We start from the raw sequence: 18,041 nt of genomic DNA on the forward strand, positions 1-18,041 counted from the left end.
TAACCTTAACTTCAAAGGTTGCTTCATAACAATGGATAGTGCAACTACAGTAAATAAAGTAATTAAGCAAAGTTTAAAGGAGTTACTTGGAGATAAAATGTTCAAATCTACAATAAAACAAAATGTTAAAGTTGTTGAAAGTACATTTAATGAAAGTCCTGTTGTATTCTCTTTTAAGAAAGCTAGGGCTAGTCAAAACTACAGAGAACTTTGCAAGGAGGTATTCTAATTATGAGTAAGAAATTTTCAATATCAGAAGGTATGTTAAATGGCATTTCTAAAAATGTAAAAAAAGTTACTGAACTTGAAGCTAAAGAAGGCTTCAAGATTCAGTACCTAGATATTAATAAAATACATAGAAGTGAAAAGAACTTCTACGAAATTATTGATATAGACGACTTAGCAGAAGATATTAAAATAAATGGTCTTAATCATAACTTAGTAGTTCGTCCTTGTAATGATGGCACTTATGAATTAATTAGTGGTGAAAGAAGATTTACTGCATTAAGTAAATTAGTATTAGAAGGTCATAAGCAATTTATTAATATCCCTTGTAAAGTTGTTGAATTAAATGACATTGACGCTGAAATTGTTCTTATTCAAGCTAATGCACAAACTAGAGAACTATCCGAAAGCGAAAAGCTTAAACAAGTTAATAGACTTCAAGAACTATATAAAACTAAAAAAGCTAATGGTGAACCAGTTGGTAGAATCCGTGAGGCTATTGCGAAAGACTTAAATTTATCAACTACACAAGTTGGTAGATATGAAAGGATTAATAACAGTCTTATTCCCGAACTTAAGGAACTTCTTGAACAAGGCAACTTATCAACTTCTAATGCTAGTGAATTTTCAAGCTTAAGTGAAGAAAGTCAAAAAGGTATTTTAGAAATTCTAAATAAAAATATATCTCTTTCAAAAGAAGAAGCTATATCTTTAAAACAAGAATTAAAAAGAGTTGAACTTCAAAAGGAAGAAGAAATAAAAACTAAAAATTCATTAATACGATACAACTCTGAATTAAAAACTAAACTTGATAAGGCAAATACTGATAAATCAGAAATTATTTCTGAAATAGAAGGACAACTTAGAGTTGATGTAAAAAAAGAATTAGATGATAAATACTCTATTAAAATTGAAGAAATTACCAAGGAATATTTAAAAGCTAATGAGGAAAAGAAAAAACTTGAAAATGAAATTAAAGAATTAAAGGCTAATGCTCCTAAAGAAAATATAGAAGAAATCACAGAAAATATAAAACTTAAAGAACTAATTAAAAATGCTGAAAGTGCTATCCTTGCAGTATCTCGTCAAAGTAGGATAATGGAAGATAAGAAAATTAAATTTGATAATAGTCTAAAATCAGAACTTGAACATGCTAGAATTAGTTCTACTTTATTTAAAAATTTACTTGAATATTTTAAATAGAAAAGTGTCCCCCGGGGACACTTTTTATTCCTTTACACTCTACTAAACATACTCTGAAACTTCTAAACAAAAATAAATATATTTCACTAATTATTTTTTCATCATATCCTTTCTAATATACGAAGCATCATATAAAACATTAAAAATTTCATCATATCCCTCCAGCAGTTTTGATCTATATAATCTTATATTTTTATGTAATCATATAATTTATCTAAATATCACCATTCCTTCCTTACTTTATTATTCTTTTACATTCATCACATTTATCTATATAAATTAATTTAGAATAGCTCTTATTACCTCTCTTATTTTTTCTTCTAGTATTTATTCTTATGCTATCCTTTATCTTTCTCCCACATCTATCACATATGTACCTATCTACTTCTTTTCCTCTAGTTACACTACTCATAACAACTACTTTTCTTAATATCTTCACCTTAACCAATCACTCCTCCATATTATCTTGTGTATATTCCTAAAAAAACTACAAAATTATATTACCCCTAGTGAACTTTCAAATAGAATCCAGTATAAATTCTTTCTATTAACCTATATTCTTCTAAAGCTATTCTTATAGCTTTAGTCAGTTCACTCCCCCCCTACTGGGACAAATTTCAAAAAAATTATCTTTTGGGGTTGGAGTAAAATTTGATTTACTCAGCTAAAAAGCCATACAACTCAAACTCGCTTAGGTCTAGTATTATCAAGTATAGTACCATCTAACTCGTTGTATCCCCCTCATAGTTTACTCTATGCTAGGACAGTCACACCACTATTATATATTAATATTTAATAGCAACATCTAAGAAAATTCAATCCCCTTCTAACGGTTATTTTATCGGTGGTGAACCGATAAGTTTTTTATAGTGTTATTCCTTTAACCACTTGCCAAAAACTCTTGGACTTTTTCTTTATTAATATTAATCTAAAAGTGTCCCCCGGGGACACTTTCTAATTCAAAACTTCTTTAAGTTTATCTCTATATTCTTTCTTTGCTTCATAAACTAAAGCTTTTTCTTTATAATAATTTTTCGCCTTCTCTATAGTTTCCTTATAGCATCCTTCTTTAACTACTCTTTCATATTCCTTCTTTGCTCTAATCATTTCTCTATATGCTATTTTAGTTTGTTCAATATACTCTTCTAGTATTGTTGGCTCAAACATTAATATAATTTCTTCTAATTTACTTTTTTGATTTTCTATATCTTTAATATCACTTTCATATCTACTTTGAATTGTTATCCCATTCAATAATTCAAGAAATTTCTTTGTTTCTTTTGCTAATTTATATACATCTTGCTTTTTGAACCTGTTACCATTTATCCCCATTTCAAACGCACCACCATATCAAAAATTAAATTTATAGGCAGATTTCTTCTGCCTATTTTACATCTCTAATTCATTTTCTTTTTCATTACTTTTTTGGATTATGTTTTTATATATATTACTAAATCTATCATTCTCACTATTTTTTTCATCAAAAAAAGAAGTCTTATCATTGCTGCTTGATAAAACTTCTTTCTCATTTTCTTTTATTGAATTGTAAATTGATATTGCTTCTTTTGCACTTGAAAAATTAATACCTTCATATTTTTCAAGTTCTTTAGAAACTTCTTTTAAAACAGATTCTTCAATTATATTTATATAAGATATTGTTGTTTCTCTAACTTCTTTTAAAAGATTTTGTTTATCTTTTAATTCCTTTCCATTACTCCAGCCATGTAAATAATTTATAGAATAATCACTTGTATCAAGTCCAAAGTATTGCCCCATTGTATATGCAACCATTTCAGCCTGAAACTCTTTTTCTTCCCTCGTATAGTTTTCTCTAGTATCTTTTGTATGAAGTTTTGCATGAGCCAACTCATGGAAAAGAGTTTTTATATTCTGTAATTCGCCATTCCTAGGATTATAAATAACTTCTTTGGTATATGGTAAACTTGCACCTTTTACTACTCCTAATTCATATGAAGGCTCTTTTATAGTTACCCCTATTTTTTCAGCTACTTTTTCTATACCTTTATATAAAAACTCATATCCAGCAACATCTCCTTCAATCCATTTGTTAGGGAATATATCTGGAAGGTCACTGGCTTTTGCCGTAGTTTGACTTATATCAAATACATTTCCTAATTTAAAATAAGTTCCTTGGATAACTTTAAGTTCTCCATTTTTTATAAGTTCCTTTTCCTTATCTGTTGCTTTTTCAACTTCTACTAACTCATCTTTATCCCTACGAAATTTAGGTTTAGACTTTATTGGAACTAATATCTTTATTCCTTTCTCACCTTTTTTCACTGAATACCCTTGCTTTTTCCAAAAATCATAACTTCCAACTGCTAATGCTCCTTTAAACTGATTATTTATTAACATAGCATTGTTAAGTGAATAATTATAGAAATTACTCATATATCTTAAACATTCTTTTATACTTTCTTCACTTATAAAATGTTCTTCTATTTTCTTTTCTGCCGATTCTATAAGGTGATCTACTTCCTGCTTCTTTTCTTCAAATGATTTTGTTTTATATTTCTTTTGATTACTCATTTTCTTCCTCCCAAAAATAAAGTACCAGGACTTTTAATTATCCTGGTACTTATATAAATTATATTACTGTCATAGTTCCTTCATCAAAAGGAATTAAATACGTTTCATTTTCATTAAAAGATGACTTTAATTCATCTATAAATTCCTTACTAGCCTTTACTTTAAGCTTATCTTTTTCATTAACTTTAATTCCAATTATATGGTCATCTTTAATCTCTAAAACCATTAATAAATTTTCATCATTCATAATACTTCTCTACTCCATTTCTAATTCATTATTTTTAGATTTAAATATATCTAATTCAATCCCTATATTTTTATTATTGTTTTTTAAATATGGAACACCATTATCTACTACATTACTTTTCTCATATGAATCAATATGTTTTTTTTCTCCAAGAACCGTATCTTCATATCTTTCCATATATGTTTCTTCATTATATCTATCATATTCAAGTTCCATTATTCCCATAATCTCTCTATCTAAGTAACTATGGAAGCTCTTAAAATCTTCTTTTTCAAAGTCATGCTCCTTAGCTTGATTTAAATATTCTTGAGTATATGAAGATATGTTTAGATTTCTCTTTTCCATAAACTCTTTATCATTTTCAGAAATTAATTTTTCAACTAGATTATCAAACTCTTTAGGTTCTAAATCTAAAATGTTATCCAAATCATCTTTGGTTATATCTTTTATATAAAAGTCCAAAGTTTCCACTGAAAAATCACTAACCTCTTTAAGATTAAATAAATAATTATCTCCAAGGTCATTATTATATTTATTCTTTGGATTATTGGAAAAATGAACATTACATACTCCATTTTCAAAATCCTCAACAAAAAAAGATGTTCCTTTCTTTATGAAAGAACCATCTTCTAAATTTAAATCTTTTATTGTTATACGTTCTGCTTCAATGTCAATACTATTCTCATACCTTACTTCATGAATACTCCTTTCTCCTTCCTTTGAAAAACTCATTAATTCATTTGCTTCAAAAAAATATTGATTCCCACGCTCACTATTGTATATATTGTTAGAATTATACTCAAAATTAACTTTATATTTTCCATCTTCAAAGCCTTCAATTAAAAAAGATGTTCCTTTCCCTATGAAAGAACCATCTTCTAAATTTAAATCTTTTGTCATTATGTGTTCCTTAGTATCATCAATTTCTTTTTCTTCATTATGACTAATTCCATTTTCCCTATACCAATCTAATTTATCTGTAAGTATGTTATTTATTTGCTTATATTCATTTAGTTCATTTAAAGTTTCTAAAAACTTTTCTTCTAGAATATCATAATCGCTTGTTAAATCACTATATACACCACTTAACTCTTTATCAGATTTTAACTCTTCATACTTTTGTTCTAATAATTCAATCTTTTTAGCTTCCTCCTTAAAGAAAACTTTAAATGCTCTTTCTTTTAAATTATCAATCCATCCCATAGTTTTTACCTCCAATAATTTTTTACAACAAAAAATGTCCCCGGGGGACACTTTTTATAAAGTATATTAAATTAGAATAACTAGTTGTTAGTTTATCAATAATAATAATTACTTAGTAATCTAAACTTTCCTTTTCCACCTCAATTTCTCTTTCTAACTCTTTATATGCTTTTCTATTTTTTATGTGTTGTACTTCATTTGAAAACCCCCTTTTTACATCATTAATTTGTTTTCTTGTTATATTTATTTTATTAAATGATTTAAAGTCTTTATTTACTTCTCCCCTCCCTTCAATTAACTTTAAATCTTTTCTCTGCTCTTTAGCATAACTTCTCATTTCAGTTAAAAAAGCGTTTCCCATTCTTTTATATAGATAATCTAATTCATTAGTCTTATAATCCTTATATTTCCCTTTCTCTTTTCCTTCTCTACCTTCTCCATATAATTTTTTATACTCTTCAACTTCTACATCTAGTAATTTATCTAACTCATTAAAATCTTCTTTACAATAATTATTTATATAGTATTTACTTAGATTATCAATTAATGGTCTAGCTTCATCTATTGAATTATAAGCATACTGCCATTGCCTTAAATCTTCTGGAAGAAGTTTTATAATATTAATAAATTGTTTCTTCATTTCTTTATCTCTAAAAGTATTTATATCTTTTTTTCTATTAACAATTTTCTCTCTCATTAATTCATTGATTTTGTCATGTTCTTTATTCCTATCTACTAATGAATTTACAAAAGCACTTTTCATATTACTTAATGTTTGTGGTTTTAATTTTCCCTTTTTTTTGCTTGGTTCTAATTCAACCAAAGAAGTGTGGATATGAATATTATCAGTATTATAATGAATATCAGCCGTCCAAACCGCCTCATTTAAATTCTCTTTCTCAATACGAAGGCTCATTGCTTCTCGTATTGCTTCTCTTATTTTCCCTTCATTTAATTGTTTGGTTTCACTATTATAATACTTATTTTCTTCAAGCCATTCATTGTCAAAACTGAAAACATCTTTCCATAAATAACTTCCTCTTTCTTGTGCTATCCTATATGCATCTTTTAATTTTTCTTTATCTTCATCTGACAATATATCCTTATCTTCTGTAAATAATTTTACTGTAGTTTTATCCTTTTCCTTTTTACGATTTTTGCTATCCATATACTCTAAGTATTCAGCATAGTTACTTGATTTTAAATCTAATTCATTATGTGTTTCCTCTCTATCTATATAATCAATATATCCTCCGTAATCTTTAAAGTTATTCTTTTCAAATTCACAAACCATAACTATTGCTGGTACTGCTCTACTCATTATCTAACTTCCTTACTCTACTTTTAGATATTCTTTTTCTTACTGATTCTTCTGCTAGTTCTAAACCTTCTGCCTTAACAATATCTGATGTATTAATGTAACCAACATTACTTTTTATAAATAATCCATTAAGCATTTCCATTACAATTTGAGTATTTCTATCTGCTGAATTGATACCTTTTATTATTTTAGTTAATTCACCTTTTAATTCTTTTGCAACTTCATTTGCAATTATTTTTATCATTAATTCTGTAGTTGTATCTGACTTTTCTTTATGCTCTTTTAAAACTAAATTTATTGCTTGATTCATACTAGATAAATTATTATTTTCTTTAACTTCTTTTAAATAATCTAATAAATACTTATCAATATAAAAATGTTTATTCTGTTTTTCACTCATCCTTTTAACCTCTCTTTTAGATATCAATTAAATTTTCTTCTAAAAACTTTTCCATAACTTCTGTATTCTTTTCTATAATAGAGCAAGACATCTTTAGTAACTTATCATACTTATTTTCAAAATCTTTAAACTCACTTAAAGCAGTTAGATTTTCAAAATGATTCCTCAAATATTCTTCCCTACTTCTATATCCTTTTTTCTTTGCCATTTCATCAATTGTCTTTACAACTTTAGGGGAAAGATTTCTAACTTTAATCTCCATCTTTAATCTCCTTTTACTATTTTTTATTGGTTAAAAATACTACCGTATTTTTTTGAAGAGCATAAGGGATTTTTGCCCCCAAATCCTTTGTGGGGTTAGGCAACGCCTAACAAAATTACGCCCCCACTTTTTAAGTGAAAAACCCATTAAAAACCCACCTTTTGACACACTCCAAACCCATCTTTTTTAATCTAATATTTTCTTATAATCTTCTTTCTTTAAATTCAATTTTTCTATCTTTGCTTTTAATTCTTCATTACTTTTATTTAACTCTTGTATTGATTTTTCAGTATCTAATTTTTGTGAATAAAGACTATCAATTTTAGTATTCATATCTATTAATTCACTTTCAGTTAGATATTTTTTATCAATTTCTAATCTATTTATTTCATTTTTTAACTGATCAATTTCTTTATTTTTTTCTTCTATCTGCTTATGGTTTTCTTCTATCTGTTTATTAACATCTTTAATTTCTTCATCTACAGTTTGAAGTAAATAATCCTTTTTACTTTTCTCTTTTAACGATTTATCTTCTACACTTTCCCTTCTATCCACATAAAACTTTGCACTTGTTTTTGATTCATTATCTTCTGTAAATAGTAATAAAATTGTAGTCCACTCTTTAGGTAATTTAACTATCACTGTATAGTCCTTACCATTTAGATTTATCATATTTACATCTAATTTTTTTGTAGGATTATTCCTTTCTTTAGCTTCTAATAAAAGCTCTCCACTAAAAGTCACACTTGTTTTTTCTATACTAAAATTAACTTCTAGTATTCCATTTTCATTACTATAGGTAGCATTTTTCATAATCATTTTATAATTTGGTAATGCTACTTCTTTATTAAAAGGTGTACTCATAACATCACCTTCTGAATTAAATAATGAGTTAGATGAAAAGAAAAATAAGTACCCTATCACTATTACTACAAGTGCAATATTATACTTTCTTGATTTATAATTACGACCTTTATATTGATAACCTCCATTAGATTTTTTAGAATCCAAACCTATTTTATCCTTAATATTCTTTAATACTTTTTTTATTTTTTCTTTCAAATTATCTCACCTTCTTTATTTATGAAATAATAAAAAAATGTCCCCCGGGGACACTTTTTATTTCTCATTCACTACTCTTCTAACAACACCATTAAAGACTTTTTTATAGTATGAGGAATTCATATTTGATATTGTAACTCCACTACTTGTACCACAATGAATAAACTCTCCACTTCCTAAATAAACTCCAACATGACCATTCTTTTTATAGGTATCAAAGAAAACTAAATCCCCTCTCTTTATATCATTTGCATTAACTGCTCTTCCCATTTTAACTAAAGAATCTGTAACAACACTTTCTCTAGCACCAAGTTTTAACCCAGCACTATCATACATATAATGAATAAACGAACTACAATCAAAGATACCATTATCTACATCATATTGAGTTCTACCACCACCCCATTTATACGGTCTACCCATCCACTTTTCTCCTGCTTTTATTGCTTTTTCTATAATTTCATTTGAGTTTTCTTCTATTCCAAAATTTCTAAATTCTATTGCATATTTAAAAACTTTATTAGGGTAATCATACTTTGCATCATCTAAATTTATGTTCATTCCATAGAAAGGTCCACCATTATAACAAGCAAAAGTTCTCCTTAAAATCTCCTTAAATTCCTCATTATTTTCATCTGCTTTCCAATCAATTAAATTCATATTTTCAGTGCTATTATAATCTAATCTATTTGTTTTCCCTTTCTTATAAAGCACATAATTAAAATAATATCTAACTTCATATGCACCAGCGATTATTTGTACTCTAGGCTCTTTTAAATATAAACTCCACATTTCTTCACTATTAGAAAATTTATATCCAATTTCTTTATATACATTACCCAAACCTAAATTAATTAAATAGTTCCATAAGTCTTTTCCAGTTGAACTATCATATTTTTGTATCTGCATAATTCCATATGCTCCACCATATTCTGTATTGGGATTAAATCCACTTTCTTGTTTTGTAACTGCTGCTAACACCCAATTAGGAACATGAAATATTTTACTTGCTTCATTAAAATATTCAACATACTCTGCTGGTACTCCTAATGCTCCTATATCTCCCATTTCAACATTTTCTTTATTCATTTCATTTGCTATTATTATTGCTACAAGTGAAAATGTGAATAGTCCAACTATAATAATCATAGCGTTTGATATACCTAAAAAAGCTAGAATCTTTTTCTTAAGTTTTTTATTTAAATGCTTTTTTACTATACTCTTTTTCCCTTTTTCTTTACTCATTAAATCACCAACTCAATAAAAAAAGACTAGATCAACCTTTTATCAATCTAATCTTTAAATATTTAATACTCTTGTAACTCTAATAAATTCATTTAATGCAATACCAATAATACAAATTAATTTCAATTTTTCTCTTTCCTTTCTATTGAATATTCAGAAACCCTATATACCCCATTTTCTTTAGAAAATAGTATATTAATATCTCCTTTTTCCTTATTTATTAGATTGCCACTTTCATCAAAAACATTAGCATAAGCTTCAACATTCCACATTATAGAATCTTCTATATCATCATATTTTGATTCTATAACTTCCACAGATTCAACATCTCTTTTATACACTTCTAGTTCTTCTGTATTAGCTACTGCAATTATTCTTTCCTTCAAAGCTTCTGTTGTATATTTAGCTGATTGCTCTGGAAATTTTAATGGTTCTTTTGAATCTACAGAATATATTAATTCTGCGAATTTTAAAGCTATTTCCTTAGTATTTTCTAAGTCATCAATATTATATTTTTCATCACTTTCACCATGACTATTTTCATTTGTTATACTATTTGTATTTTCATTTTCAAGAGAACTTAATTCATCTGAATTTTCTTTAGAAGAAATAAAAATTATAATACTAAAAAAGACTATTATTATTACCAAAATAATAGTCAATAACTTCTTATTCATATTATCTACCTCCTTTAAATAACCTTCGTTCTTCTTCTGTTATTTCAATTTGCATAGCAATATTTTTCATACCAGCTATTGATAAAATACATTCTCCTTCTTCAAAAGTAGGTATCATATTTATTTCACTTTCTGTTAATGATCCATTAAATATCTTCTTTATAGCTTCAATAGCGTTGTTATCTTGTTGCATAATGAATTTGTATTGAGTTAATTCAAATAACTTCTTTAACTCTTCTACTGCTTCACTTTGTGAATCTTGAGGAACATAATCCTTAATTGATTGATTAGCTAATAAAATAGAACCAAAGTATTTTCTATCTTCTCTTATAATTTGAAGTACATATCTTATTCCATCAATATTATTTGCATTTATATAATTGTGAGCTTCATCTAATATTATTAGAAATTTAACTACATCTTCTATCGGCTTTCCATTATCCTCATATTCCATTTTTTCTCTTTTGCCTTGCTCTGTGGCTTGTCCCCAAATAGATGTTAATACGCTAAATATTTGTGTCATAAATATTTGATTTTCATACTGATATAATGTCCCTACTTCATAAGAAATTATTTGCTCTTCTGATAAATCATCAATAGTTGAATGACCATTAAATAACTTTCCATAAGTATAAACTAGCTTCTCTAATATCAAAATTATATTTTCTAATCTATTTACTCTACTTGGGGTTAAGTTATCCCTTACAATTTCCTTTTCAACATCTGAATACAATTCTTTTTTAGTAAATTCTAATAGTTCCTCCATGATAGGATAATCTTCTTTTTTATATTGAGTACATTTGGATATATCAATTCCATATGCAATATAAAATTTTCTTACTACTCTATCAAATTCTCCAATATCACTAGTTGCATTTCCTGATAGTGACTTATATAGCATTGATAATTTACTCATATGAACTGTATAACATTGTTCCTCTAAAATTTCATTAGTTTTTTCATCGATTACAGTTGGATAAATGTGTAATGGATTTATTATTCCACTTGAACCATCTAGTGAAACAACTTTACCTCCAAACCTTTTAACAAGTGTTCTGAACTCTCCAGTCTTATCTATAATTCTTATTTTATTTCCAATTAAATAATTGTTTAATATTATCTTTTTTAAAGCTGTTGATTTTCCAGCACCAGTCATACCAGCTAATAAAGCATTATATGATTTTCTCTTTTTATCTTTATGAAACAAATCAAAAAGGACACTTCCTCCGGTAAATGTTGTACCTAGGAACTGTCCAAAAGGATCACTTATATTGGTATAGTTAAAAGGAAAACCTGCACCTAAACTTAGTGAAGGTAATCCCTTTCCTTCTCTTGCATTTTCAAACTTTTTTTGTTTATCAAAATTCGTAAATAATGATTGCCATTCATATTCTTGTTCATCAAGAAGAACTACTCCCCTATAATTTAAGTGTTCTAGTTCATCTAAAATTTCCCCTACTTTATTTTCAACTGCTTCTCTAGTTCTTTCTGCTACATATATTCTTATATGAATTAACTTTATAACTTCACCATACTTTAATACTTCTTCTTGAAGTGACATAAGAACATTAAATTCTTCTCTAGCTATTACTTTATCCTGGTATTCCATACTGTCATAATATCTTGATTCTTGCTCTTTAATTGATTTTCCAAGTTTCTTTAATGCTTCTCCCTTTTCTTCAAGACCAATATCAATTGTACTTATTGTATTTCTTATATTCATAATATTATTTAGCCAAAATTCTTCTACTTCATTTGGATAATCATAAAGATGAATTACAACCTCATATCCATCACCTTTTTTTATTATGTTATCCTCAAAATTAATACCACCTTGTGGTTGTACTCTTGACAAAAAGTATGAATTGTAATTATATTTCTGCTCTACTTGTGCCATAAATATTCCTCCTTATAGTATCAATTTATTTTTGAGTTCATATTGTTTAATTTATATATAATCTTCAGTTTCTTTTCCCTATCTATTCTCATAAGCCCTAAGTTCTTACTGCACCTTAACAACATTTCATTTTTACTTTCAAAATCTTTTTCATCATTTGCAAATATCATACAGTAATATTCTCTATCACTTCTTAACACTTCTATAGCTTCAAGCCTTCTATATTCTTTTTTCAACCATTCTTCTCTTACTTCATCATTACAAGAATTAATCATTCTTCTTATAAAATCTTTTTGAACTTGTGTATTAGTAGGAAAATTCATAGCAATAATTTTTAAATTACTTTTATACATCTTTAATAGTTTTGTAAAAGCTAATATTCCACCTTTAGCCTCATATATATTCATTGATGAAATATCAAAACTTGGTATTTGATAAATGTCTATAATACCATCCTTGGTTCTTATAGCATTGTTATCATTTATATCTTCTAATGGTGATAAATCTGGTATATTCTTTTTTATTTTTTTAGTTTCCTTCTTTAGATCCTTCTTAATCTCTTTTTCTCTTTTTCGCTCTTCCCTTATTTCCTTCCTGGATTTTTTCGCCTTATTACCATCATTTGATTTTACCTTTTTAATTTTTCCAATATTAAAATGACTACTATTTTTATCTTTTTCATTTACCATATTTTCAATATCATTCTCATAAGTTACCTTTTCTCTCTTTACTTCTTCAAGCTTCTTTACATTAACAAATCTAGCCACTTTATATTTCACCACCTTTATTAGATAAATAAAAAAGATGTCCCCCGGGGACACCTTTAATACTCATTACTTATTTTATGATAGGTTTCCCTATCTCTTTTTATAAAATAGTATATTGAATGATAATTCTTTTTTCCTAAATTATCTCTCGAATTTAATATCAAATAAAAAACTGAAGCCATTGAAAAAATATAATATGGAATTCTTAACGGAAAGTAAACCAAACTATCTAAAAAACTTGTTACTACAAATGCACCTACAAGAACAAGTAAATCTACAAACATAAATCCCCTTCTCATAGATATTTTAGCCGATAGTTCTTTTGGCATTATAAACTTCATTATTTGCCCCTCCTTTTCTTTTCAGAATGTTTAATTCCTGAATTTTTTCCTATTTGATAAACTCGTTTTACTTTTGTAGTAGCTTTTCCAACTTTAGTTTTCTTAAATTCTTCTTTGGCAAATTCACTTATTGTTCTTGTTTCAATAATATTATTTACTACACTAGAATTAGATTGTTTATTTAATGTTTCTACTTCTACACTCTTATCGCTTAAACTTCCTTCTTCTGTAGTTACAGTGCTTGTTCCTTCTCTTGAACTAGCACCATTTGATTGTGTATTTAAACTTTCTGTATTTATGCTCTTATTACTTAAGCTTCCTTCTTCTGCAGATACATTACTTGTTGTTTCCCTTAAACTACTACCACTTGATTGTGTACTTAATGTTTCTGCTTCTATACTCTTATTACTTAAGCTTCCTTCTTCTGCAGGTACATTACTTGTTGTTTCCCTTAAACTACTACCACTTGATTGTGTACTTAATGTTTCTGCTTCTATACTCTTATTACTTAAGCTTCCTTCTTCTGTACTTACACTACTTGTTCCTTCCCTTGAAACATTACTACTTGATTGCTTACTTAATGTTTCCGCTCCTAAACTATTATCTTTACCATTTGTATTAGCATTAGATAAATCTTGAATATTTTCTTTAGTGCCACCATTAATATCACCTGTAGATAGTTCATTTTTAGATGTTTTTTCATCACTTACACCAGGACTATTTATATCATTTAAACTTTCTTTCCTATCATTCATTTTATCATCTACTTTTGAAGCTAAATCCCTTCTATTTAAAGAATCATCATAGCTCTTTTTACTAGCAATATTATCATTCTTTTCTCCTGGTTTATTTTTAATATTATCATTCTTAGGATCAATTGATTTTTCTTCTTGATTTTTGTTTAAATTACCAAGTTCATTTCCATTAGAAGTATCCTTTGATAACTCTCCATTTTTATTTTCAATTGGTGAATCTTTTTCATTGATTCCAGCTTTACTTTTATCATTAGGAGTATTTTTATCCATATCTATTCCATTATCTTTCATCTGACTTTCTAATGTTCCTTCTGCTCCCTTTGCTTTATCATCAGCTTTCTTTTTATCCATTTGATTTTCTAACTTACCATTTTTCAAACCTTCTCTTGAGCCTGTGGCAAATCCAACTCCACCAGCCATACCCATAGCAACTTTTTCTCCTGCTCCTGACATAAACTTAGCTAATCCACTAGCTGCTTTACCAGCACCTTTAGCTAATTCACTTCCCATTTTACTTCCTGCATATAGACCTGCAATCATCTTCCATGCACTACTTAATCCAGCATCTACCCCAAGTATTTCTTCAACTATATTAGGACCATCAATAACCGCAAAAGAAACAACTATCATCATTATAACTTCAAGGACACCTAAATTCTTACTAGATATCCATGTTGTAAATATTAAATATATCTTCAGCATTAAAGCCATACAAAACATTACCGCAAATAGAGTTAATATTCTTTGTACTATTTTCTTTAGCCTTTGTCCACTTGCAACATCTAAGTAAGCCATGAATATTCCGAAGACCTTATTAAATGCTAACTCAAATATTAATCTTCCTATTTTTAAAATACTTAACCCTAAAGTTCCAGCAGTGGCTAATAGTGATATTATAATTATCCAAAAGTTACACTTCCACCTATAGTAATAATTATCTATTTTAAACATTCCATCAATTCGTTTTAATTCATATCCTCCACCCTTTTTAGGAACTACTTTATTTTCAAATACCTTTTCATTTTTAGTTTGACTTTTATCAATAGATTCATTAATATCTATTGAAGTTATCATTTCTTTAGAAATATAATTTTTAGGGCTTACATCTTTTGATGTAAAGTTATTCTCATCAAATTTATACACATCTATGATATTGTTTTTTATTGTTTCATTAGCCATTGACTTAAACTCACCATAAACAACATTAATTCCTGCTTGTGTAAGTTGATTTAATTTACTCATTCCAACTGGCAATAATAATATTGCCATTGTTGCAAGAAATATATTAGTTGGTACTGCTTTCTTATCAAATTTCTTACTAAAAAAAATAAATAAACCCACACAGGCAAGTGATAATGCTAAAAAAATGAAAATAGCTGGTTTAAAATCACTTATTAGTTTAGTAATTTCGGGACTATCAAAAAAATCTGTAAGGCTTATTACTTTTCTTATTGCTCCTTCCAGCGTATTAACTAAGCTTGTTAGTCCCTTTATTATCCACCACCCAAACCATCTAACACCGGAAAGTAAAAGACTATCTTCTATTAAGAATCCATCAAAACTTTGCAATATATCAATTACTTGTTGATCACTCATCATAGCCCTCCTTCCTTAGTATCTTCTTATATTCAATTATTAAATGCTCTCTCTCATCAGCATATTTATTAAACCATCTATCTAATTCTTCTTTGCTATTTATTAATGATAATTCTTCAATTCCTTCACCACCTATAGCACCTCTAAGTATTACACTTTTTCTTAATTTTCTTTTTAATCCTTCACTGATTAAAGTAACTTCGTCCTCATTATTATCTCTATGTTGACTTTCAAGTTCTTTCTTTTTCATATATTCTTTTTGAAATTCTTGTGCTATAGCATTGTATTTTATTTGCTCTTCTATTTGCTTTAAATAATTCTTGTGCATTATTTCTGCTATCTCATCATCAAGATTTATAGATAAATCTTCAAGATTAATTTCAGTGTGTTTATTATTTATATTTAAGTCTAATATAGTTATGTTTTCTTCAAATAAATCCTTTAGATATTCATACCTATATTTCATTGAGTTTTCACCATGCACAAAAATAGGATACTGTTCTATTTTGTTTCTATTTAAATCAGTTCTTTTCATAGTTCTTACTATGACAACTTCTCCTGGTTTTAACCTTCTTAATTCTGATGAATCTAGTAATCTTCTTCTATCCAAACTTTCAGTTTGATTCTTTTCTAATGTAAATAAACTACCACTACGAGAATTAACTGTAATTGTAGTTTCTCCTATCATTTTTGAGAACTTCTCCGCAGTTTCATCATCTGAACTCATTAAATATATATGGTTTCCACAATTACCCTCTAAAGTCTTAGCCACACCCTTACCATATATTTCTTCAATTTGACTATAAGCTTGTATAATAAAAAAGAACTCTATATCCCTTCCTAAACACTCTGTTGTTATAGTAGCAATATTATCTATAGCTGGACTATTACCAAACTCATCCATTAATATTTTTACTTTCCTATCACACTTGCCACTTACAGTAAATGAAGCTTCTTTAGATAGAACATAATAAAGTTGACTTACAAATATTGTGTTTAATGAATGTAAGGATTTATCATAATCTGGTGCAATTAATAAAACTGCTACTGGTTTTTCTCCAAAACCAACATCATATAAGCTAATATCATTTTGTGATGTAAACTTAGCAACCTTCTCTAAAGTAAACACTTGAAGCTTATCCATAGCAACTGTAAATATACTTGCCCTTGTTTTTCCTTCACTAAACTTACTTGTTGCATATTGCTTTTTAGCAATTGATTCTTTTGGTAAAGCACTAAAATATAAGTCTAGTGCATTTCCTGCTGGAGTATTCTCACTTCCTAAATCACTTAATAAAGTAGCAACTGTATATAAAGTTACCTTTTGTTCTTCAGCCTTAATCTTAATTAATTCTTCTTCTGATAATCCTACTAAATCTTTATTTTTAGTAAGACATTTTTCACATAAAGCTAATATAAGACCATTTACTAAACTCATAGCTGAATTTTCCCACATTGGCTCTTTTGACTTTGGATTATAATATAAACTAAAAGTAAATGACTTACATAATAATTGTGCTTCACCCAATTCATCATTTTTATAAGCATCGATTATAAGTTGTAATGGATTATAGCAATTAGTATTATTTAAATCTAAAAGATTAATTACTTTAACATCATACCCACGCTCTACCAACATTTTGTAAGATAATCTTGTTAATTCTCCTTTAGTATCGGAAATAATAATTGAAGGTTTTAACCTGGATCTTGAATATATATCTATCATAGGTAACACAAATATTTCACCCTTACCACTTCTTGTAATACCAAGTAATAAACTATTAGTATTACTATCATCAATAAATATAAATTTTCCATCCCTGGCTATAGGAATACCTCCATATCCATCAAATTCTATATCTTTTTCAGGTATCTTAATATATTGTTTCTTAATTTCATCTATTGTCGCAAACCTACTAGTTCCCTTTTGTCCATCTTTAATATCTTTATAACTTGCTCTTATATTAAAAACTAATCTTATATAAGCAAATAAAAATATTAAATAAACAACTATATAAATGTAATAGTATTTAATATTAGGTTTTAATAGTATTAGAATTGATATATTAGGACTTACTCCTTGAAATAACCCCATTATCATAATATCAATAATGTTTACACCAATATTAGTTATTAATGTTGCAAATATAAACATTAATATGAATAGTAAGACCATAAATTTTGTACTTGCAAAATACTGAGTTAATCTCAACTCTTTATTAGCATTATTAAACCTTTTAACAATGAAGTCTTTTATCATATATTCACCTCATAACTAAAGGAAAGAAAT

17 protein-coding genes and 1 pseudogene are annotated in these 18,041 nt (G+C 27.3%); 2 read left to right on the plus strand and 16 right to left on the minus strand.

From position 1 onward, the window contains the following. A pseudogene (locus G594_RS19365) lies at nucleotides 1-229 on the plus strand (ParA family protein); the annotation flags it as partial. Between the two features lie 2 nt (nucleotides 230-231). Then, entirely contained in the window at nucleotides 232-1,428 is a 1,197-nt protein-coding gene (locus tag G594_RS0117570) for a ParB/RepB/Spo0J family partition protein (protein WP_027099748.1), read from the plus strand. Between the two features lie 235 nt (nucleotides 1,429-1,663). On the opposite strand, the gene G594_RS0117575 is transcribed toward G594_RS0117570, so the two are convergent. The 16 genes from G594_RS0117575 to G594_RS19385 form a co-directional block, all read right to left on the minus strand. Then, on the minus strand, nucleotides 1,664-1,876 hold the full coding sequence (locus G594_RS0117575; protein WP_027099749.1) for a hypothetical protein: 213 nt from the start codon (nucleotides 1,874-1,876) through the stop codon (nucleotides 1,664-1,666). Between the two features lie 506 nt (nucleotides 1,877-2,382). Next, nucleotides 2,383-2,760, minus strand: coding sequence for a hypothetical protein (locus G594_RS0117580; RefSeq protein ID WP_027099750.1), 378 nt, complete (start codon nucleotides 2,758-2,760; stop codon nucleotides 2,383-2,385). Nucleotides 2,761-2,817: 57 nt separating this feature from the next. Then, nucleotides 2,818-3,978, minus strand: a complete 1,161-nt coding sequence (locus G594_RS19370) for an ImmA/IrrE family metallo-endopeptidase (protein ID WP_034867274.1) — start codon at nucleotides 3,976-3,978, stop codon at nucleotides 2,818-2,820. A 58-nt stretch (nucleotides 3,979-4,036) separates the two neighbouring features. Beyond that, nucleotides 4,037-4,225, minus strand: a complete 189-nt coding sequence (locus G594_RS0117590) for a hypothetical protein (RefSeq protein ID WP_027099751.1) — start codon at nucleotides 4,223-4,225, stop codon at nucleotides 4,037-4,039. Between the two features lie 9 nt (nucleotides 4,226-4,234). Then, complete coding sequence (locus G594_RS0117595; protein ID WP_027099752.1) at nucleotides 4,235-5,428, minus strand: hypothetical protein; 1,194 nt, start codon at nucleotides 5,426-5,428, stop codon at nucleotides 4,235-4,237. Nucleotides 5,429-5,540: 112 nt separating this feature from the next. Then, the gene (mobP2, locus tag G594_RS0117600; protein WP_051196084.1) at nucleotides 5,541-6,749 is read right to left on the minus strand and encodes a MobP2 family relaxase; all 1,209 of its coding nucleotides are present in this window, start codon (nucleotides 6,747-6,749) and stop codon (nucleotides 5,541-5,543) included. After that, nucleotides 6,742-7,149 carry a hypothetical protein gene (locus tag G594_RS19375; protein ID WP_155849332.1) on the minus strand — a complete coding sequence of 136 codons (408 nt, stop codon included), beginning with the start codon at nucleotides 7,147-7,149 and terminating at the stop codon, nucleotides 6,742-6,744. The genes mobP2 and G594_RS19375 overlap by 8 nt, the downstream gene beginning before the upstream one ends. 16 nt (nucleotides 7,150-7,165) lie before the next feature. Then, nucleotides 7,166-7,411, minus strand: a complete 246-nt coding sequence (locus G594_RS19380) for a hypothetical protein (RefSeq protein WP_034867246.1) — start codon at nucleotides 7,409-7,411, stop codon at nucleotides 7,166-7,168. 186 nt (nucleotides 7,412-7,597) lie between these two features. After that, nucleotides 7,598-8,473, minus strand: coding sequence for a hypothetical protein (locus G594_RS0117620; RefSeq protein ID WP_027099754.1), 876 nt, complete (start codon nucleotides 8,471-8,473; stop codon nucleotides 7,598-7,600). A 57-nt stretch (nucleotides 8,474-8,530) separates the two neighbouring features. Further along, on the minus strand, nucleotides 8,531-9,718 hold the full coding sequence (locus tag G594_RS0117625) for a C40 family peptidase (RefSeq protein WP_051196086.1): 1,188 nt from the start codon (nucleotides 9,716-9,718) through the stop codon (nucleotides 8,531-8,533). Between the two features lie 122 nt (nucleotides 9,719-9,840). Next, nucleotides 9,841-10,395 (minus strand): hypothetical protein, encoded by a 555-nt coding sequence (locus G594_RS0117630; protein WP_027099756.1) that lies wholly within the window; start codon nucleotides 10,393-10,395, stop codon nucleotides 9,841-9,843. A 1-nt stretch (nucleotide 10,396) separates the two neighbouring features. After that, a complete protein-coding gene (locus tag G594_RS0117635) occupies nucleotides 10,397-12,292 on the minus strand; it encodes a VirB4 family type IV secretion system protein (RefSeq protein ID WP_027099757.1) in 1,896 nt (631 codons plus the stop codon). A gap of 20 nt (nucleotides 12,293-12,312) precedes the next feature. Then, nucleotides 12,313-13,059, minus strand: coding sequence for a hypothetical protein (locus tag G594_RS0117640; RefSeq protein WP_051196087.1), 747 nt, complete (start codon nucleotides 13,057-13,059; stop codon nucleotides 12,313-12,315). A 56-nt stretch (nucleotides 13,060-13,115) separates the two neighbouring features. Continuing rightward, entirely contained in the window at nucleotides 13,116-13,400 is a 285-nt protein-coding gene (locus tag G594_RS0117645) for a DUF5592 family protein (protein WP_027099759.1), read from the minus strand. Next, nucleotides 13,400-15,751: a pLS20_p028 family conjugation system transmembrane protein gene (locus G594_RS0117650; protein ID WP_027099760.1), complete on the minus strand. Its 2,352-nt coding sequence runs from the start codon at nucleotides 15,749-15,751 to the stop codon at nucleotides 13,400-13,402. Before G594_RS0117650 ends, G594_RS0117645 begins: the two co-directional genes overlap by 1 nt. Next, a complete protein-coding gene (locus tag G594_RS19385) occupies nucleotides 15,744-18,011 on the minus strand; it encodes a VirD4-like conjugal transfer protein, CD1115 family (RefSeq protein ID WP_051196088.1) in 2,268 nt (755 codons plus the stop codon). The genes G594_RS0117650 and G594_RS19385 overlap by 8 nt, the downstream gene beginning before the upstream one ends. Nucleotides 18,012-18,041: the final 30 nt, after the last annotated feature.

It is taken from the genome of Clostridium paraputrificum AGR2156, from assembly GCF_000424025.1.
GTDB classification, from domain to species: Bacteria; Bacillota; Clostridia; order Clostridiales; family Clostridiaceae; genus Clostridium; species Clostridium paraputrificum.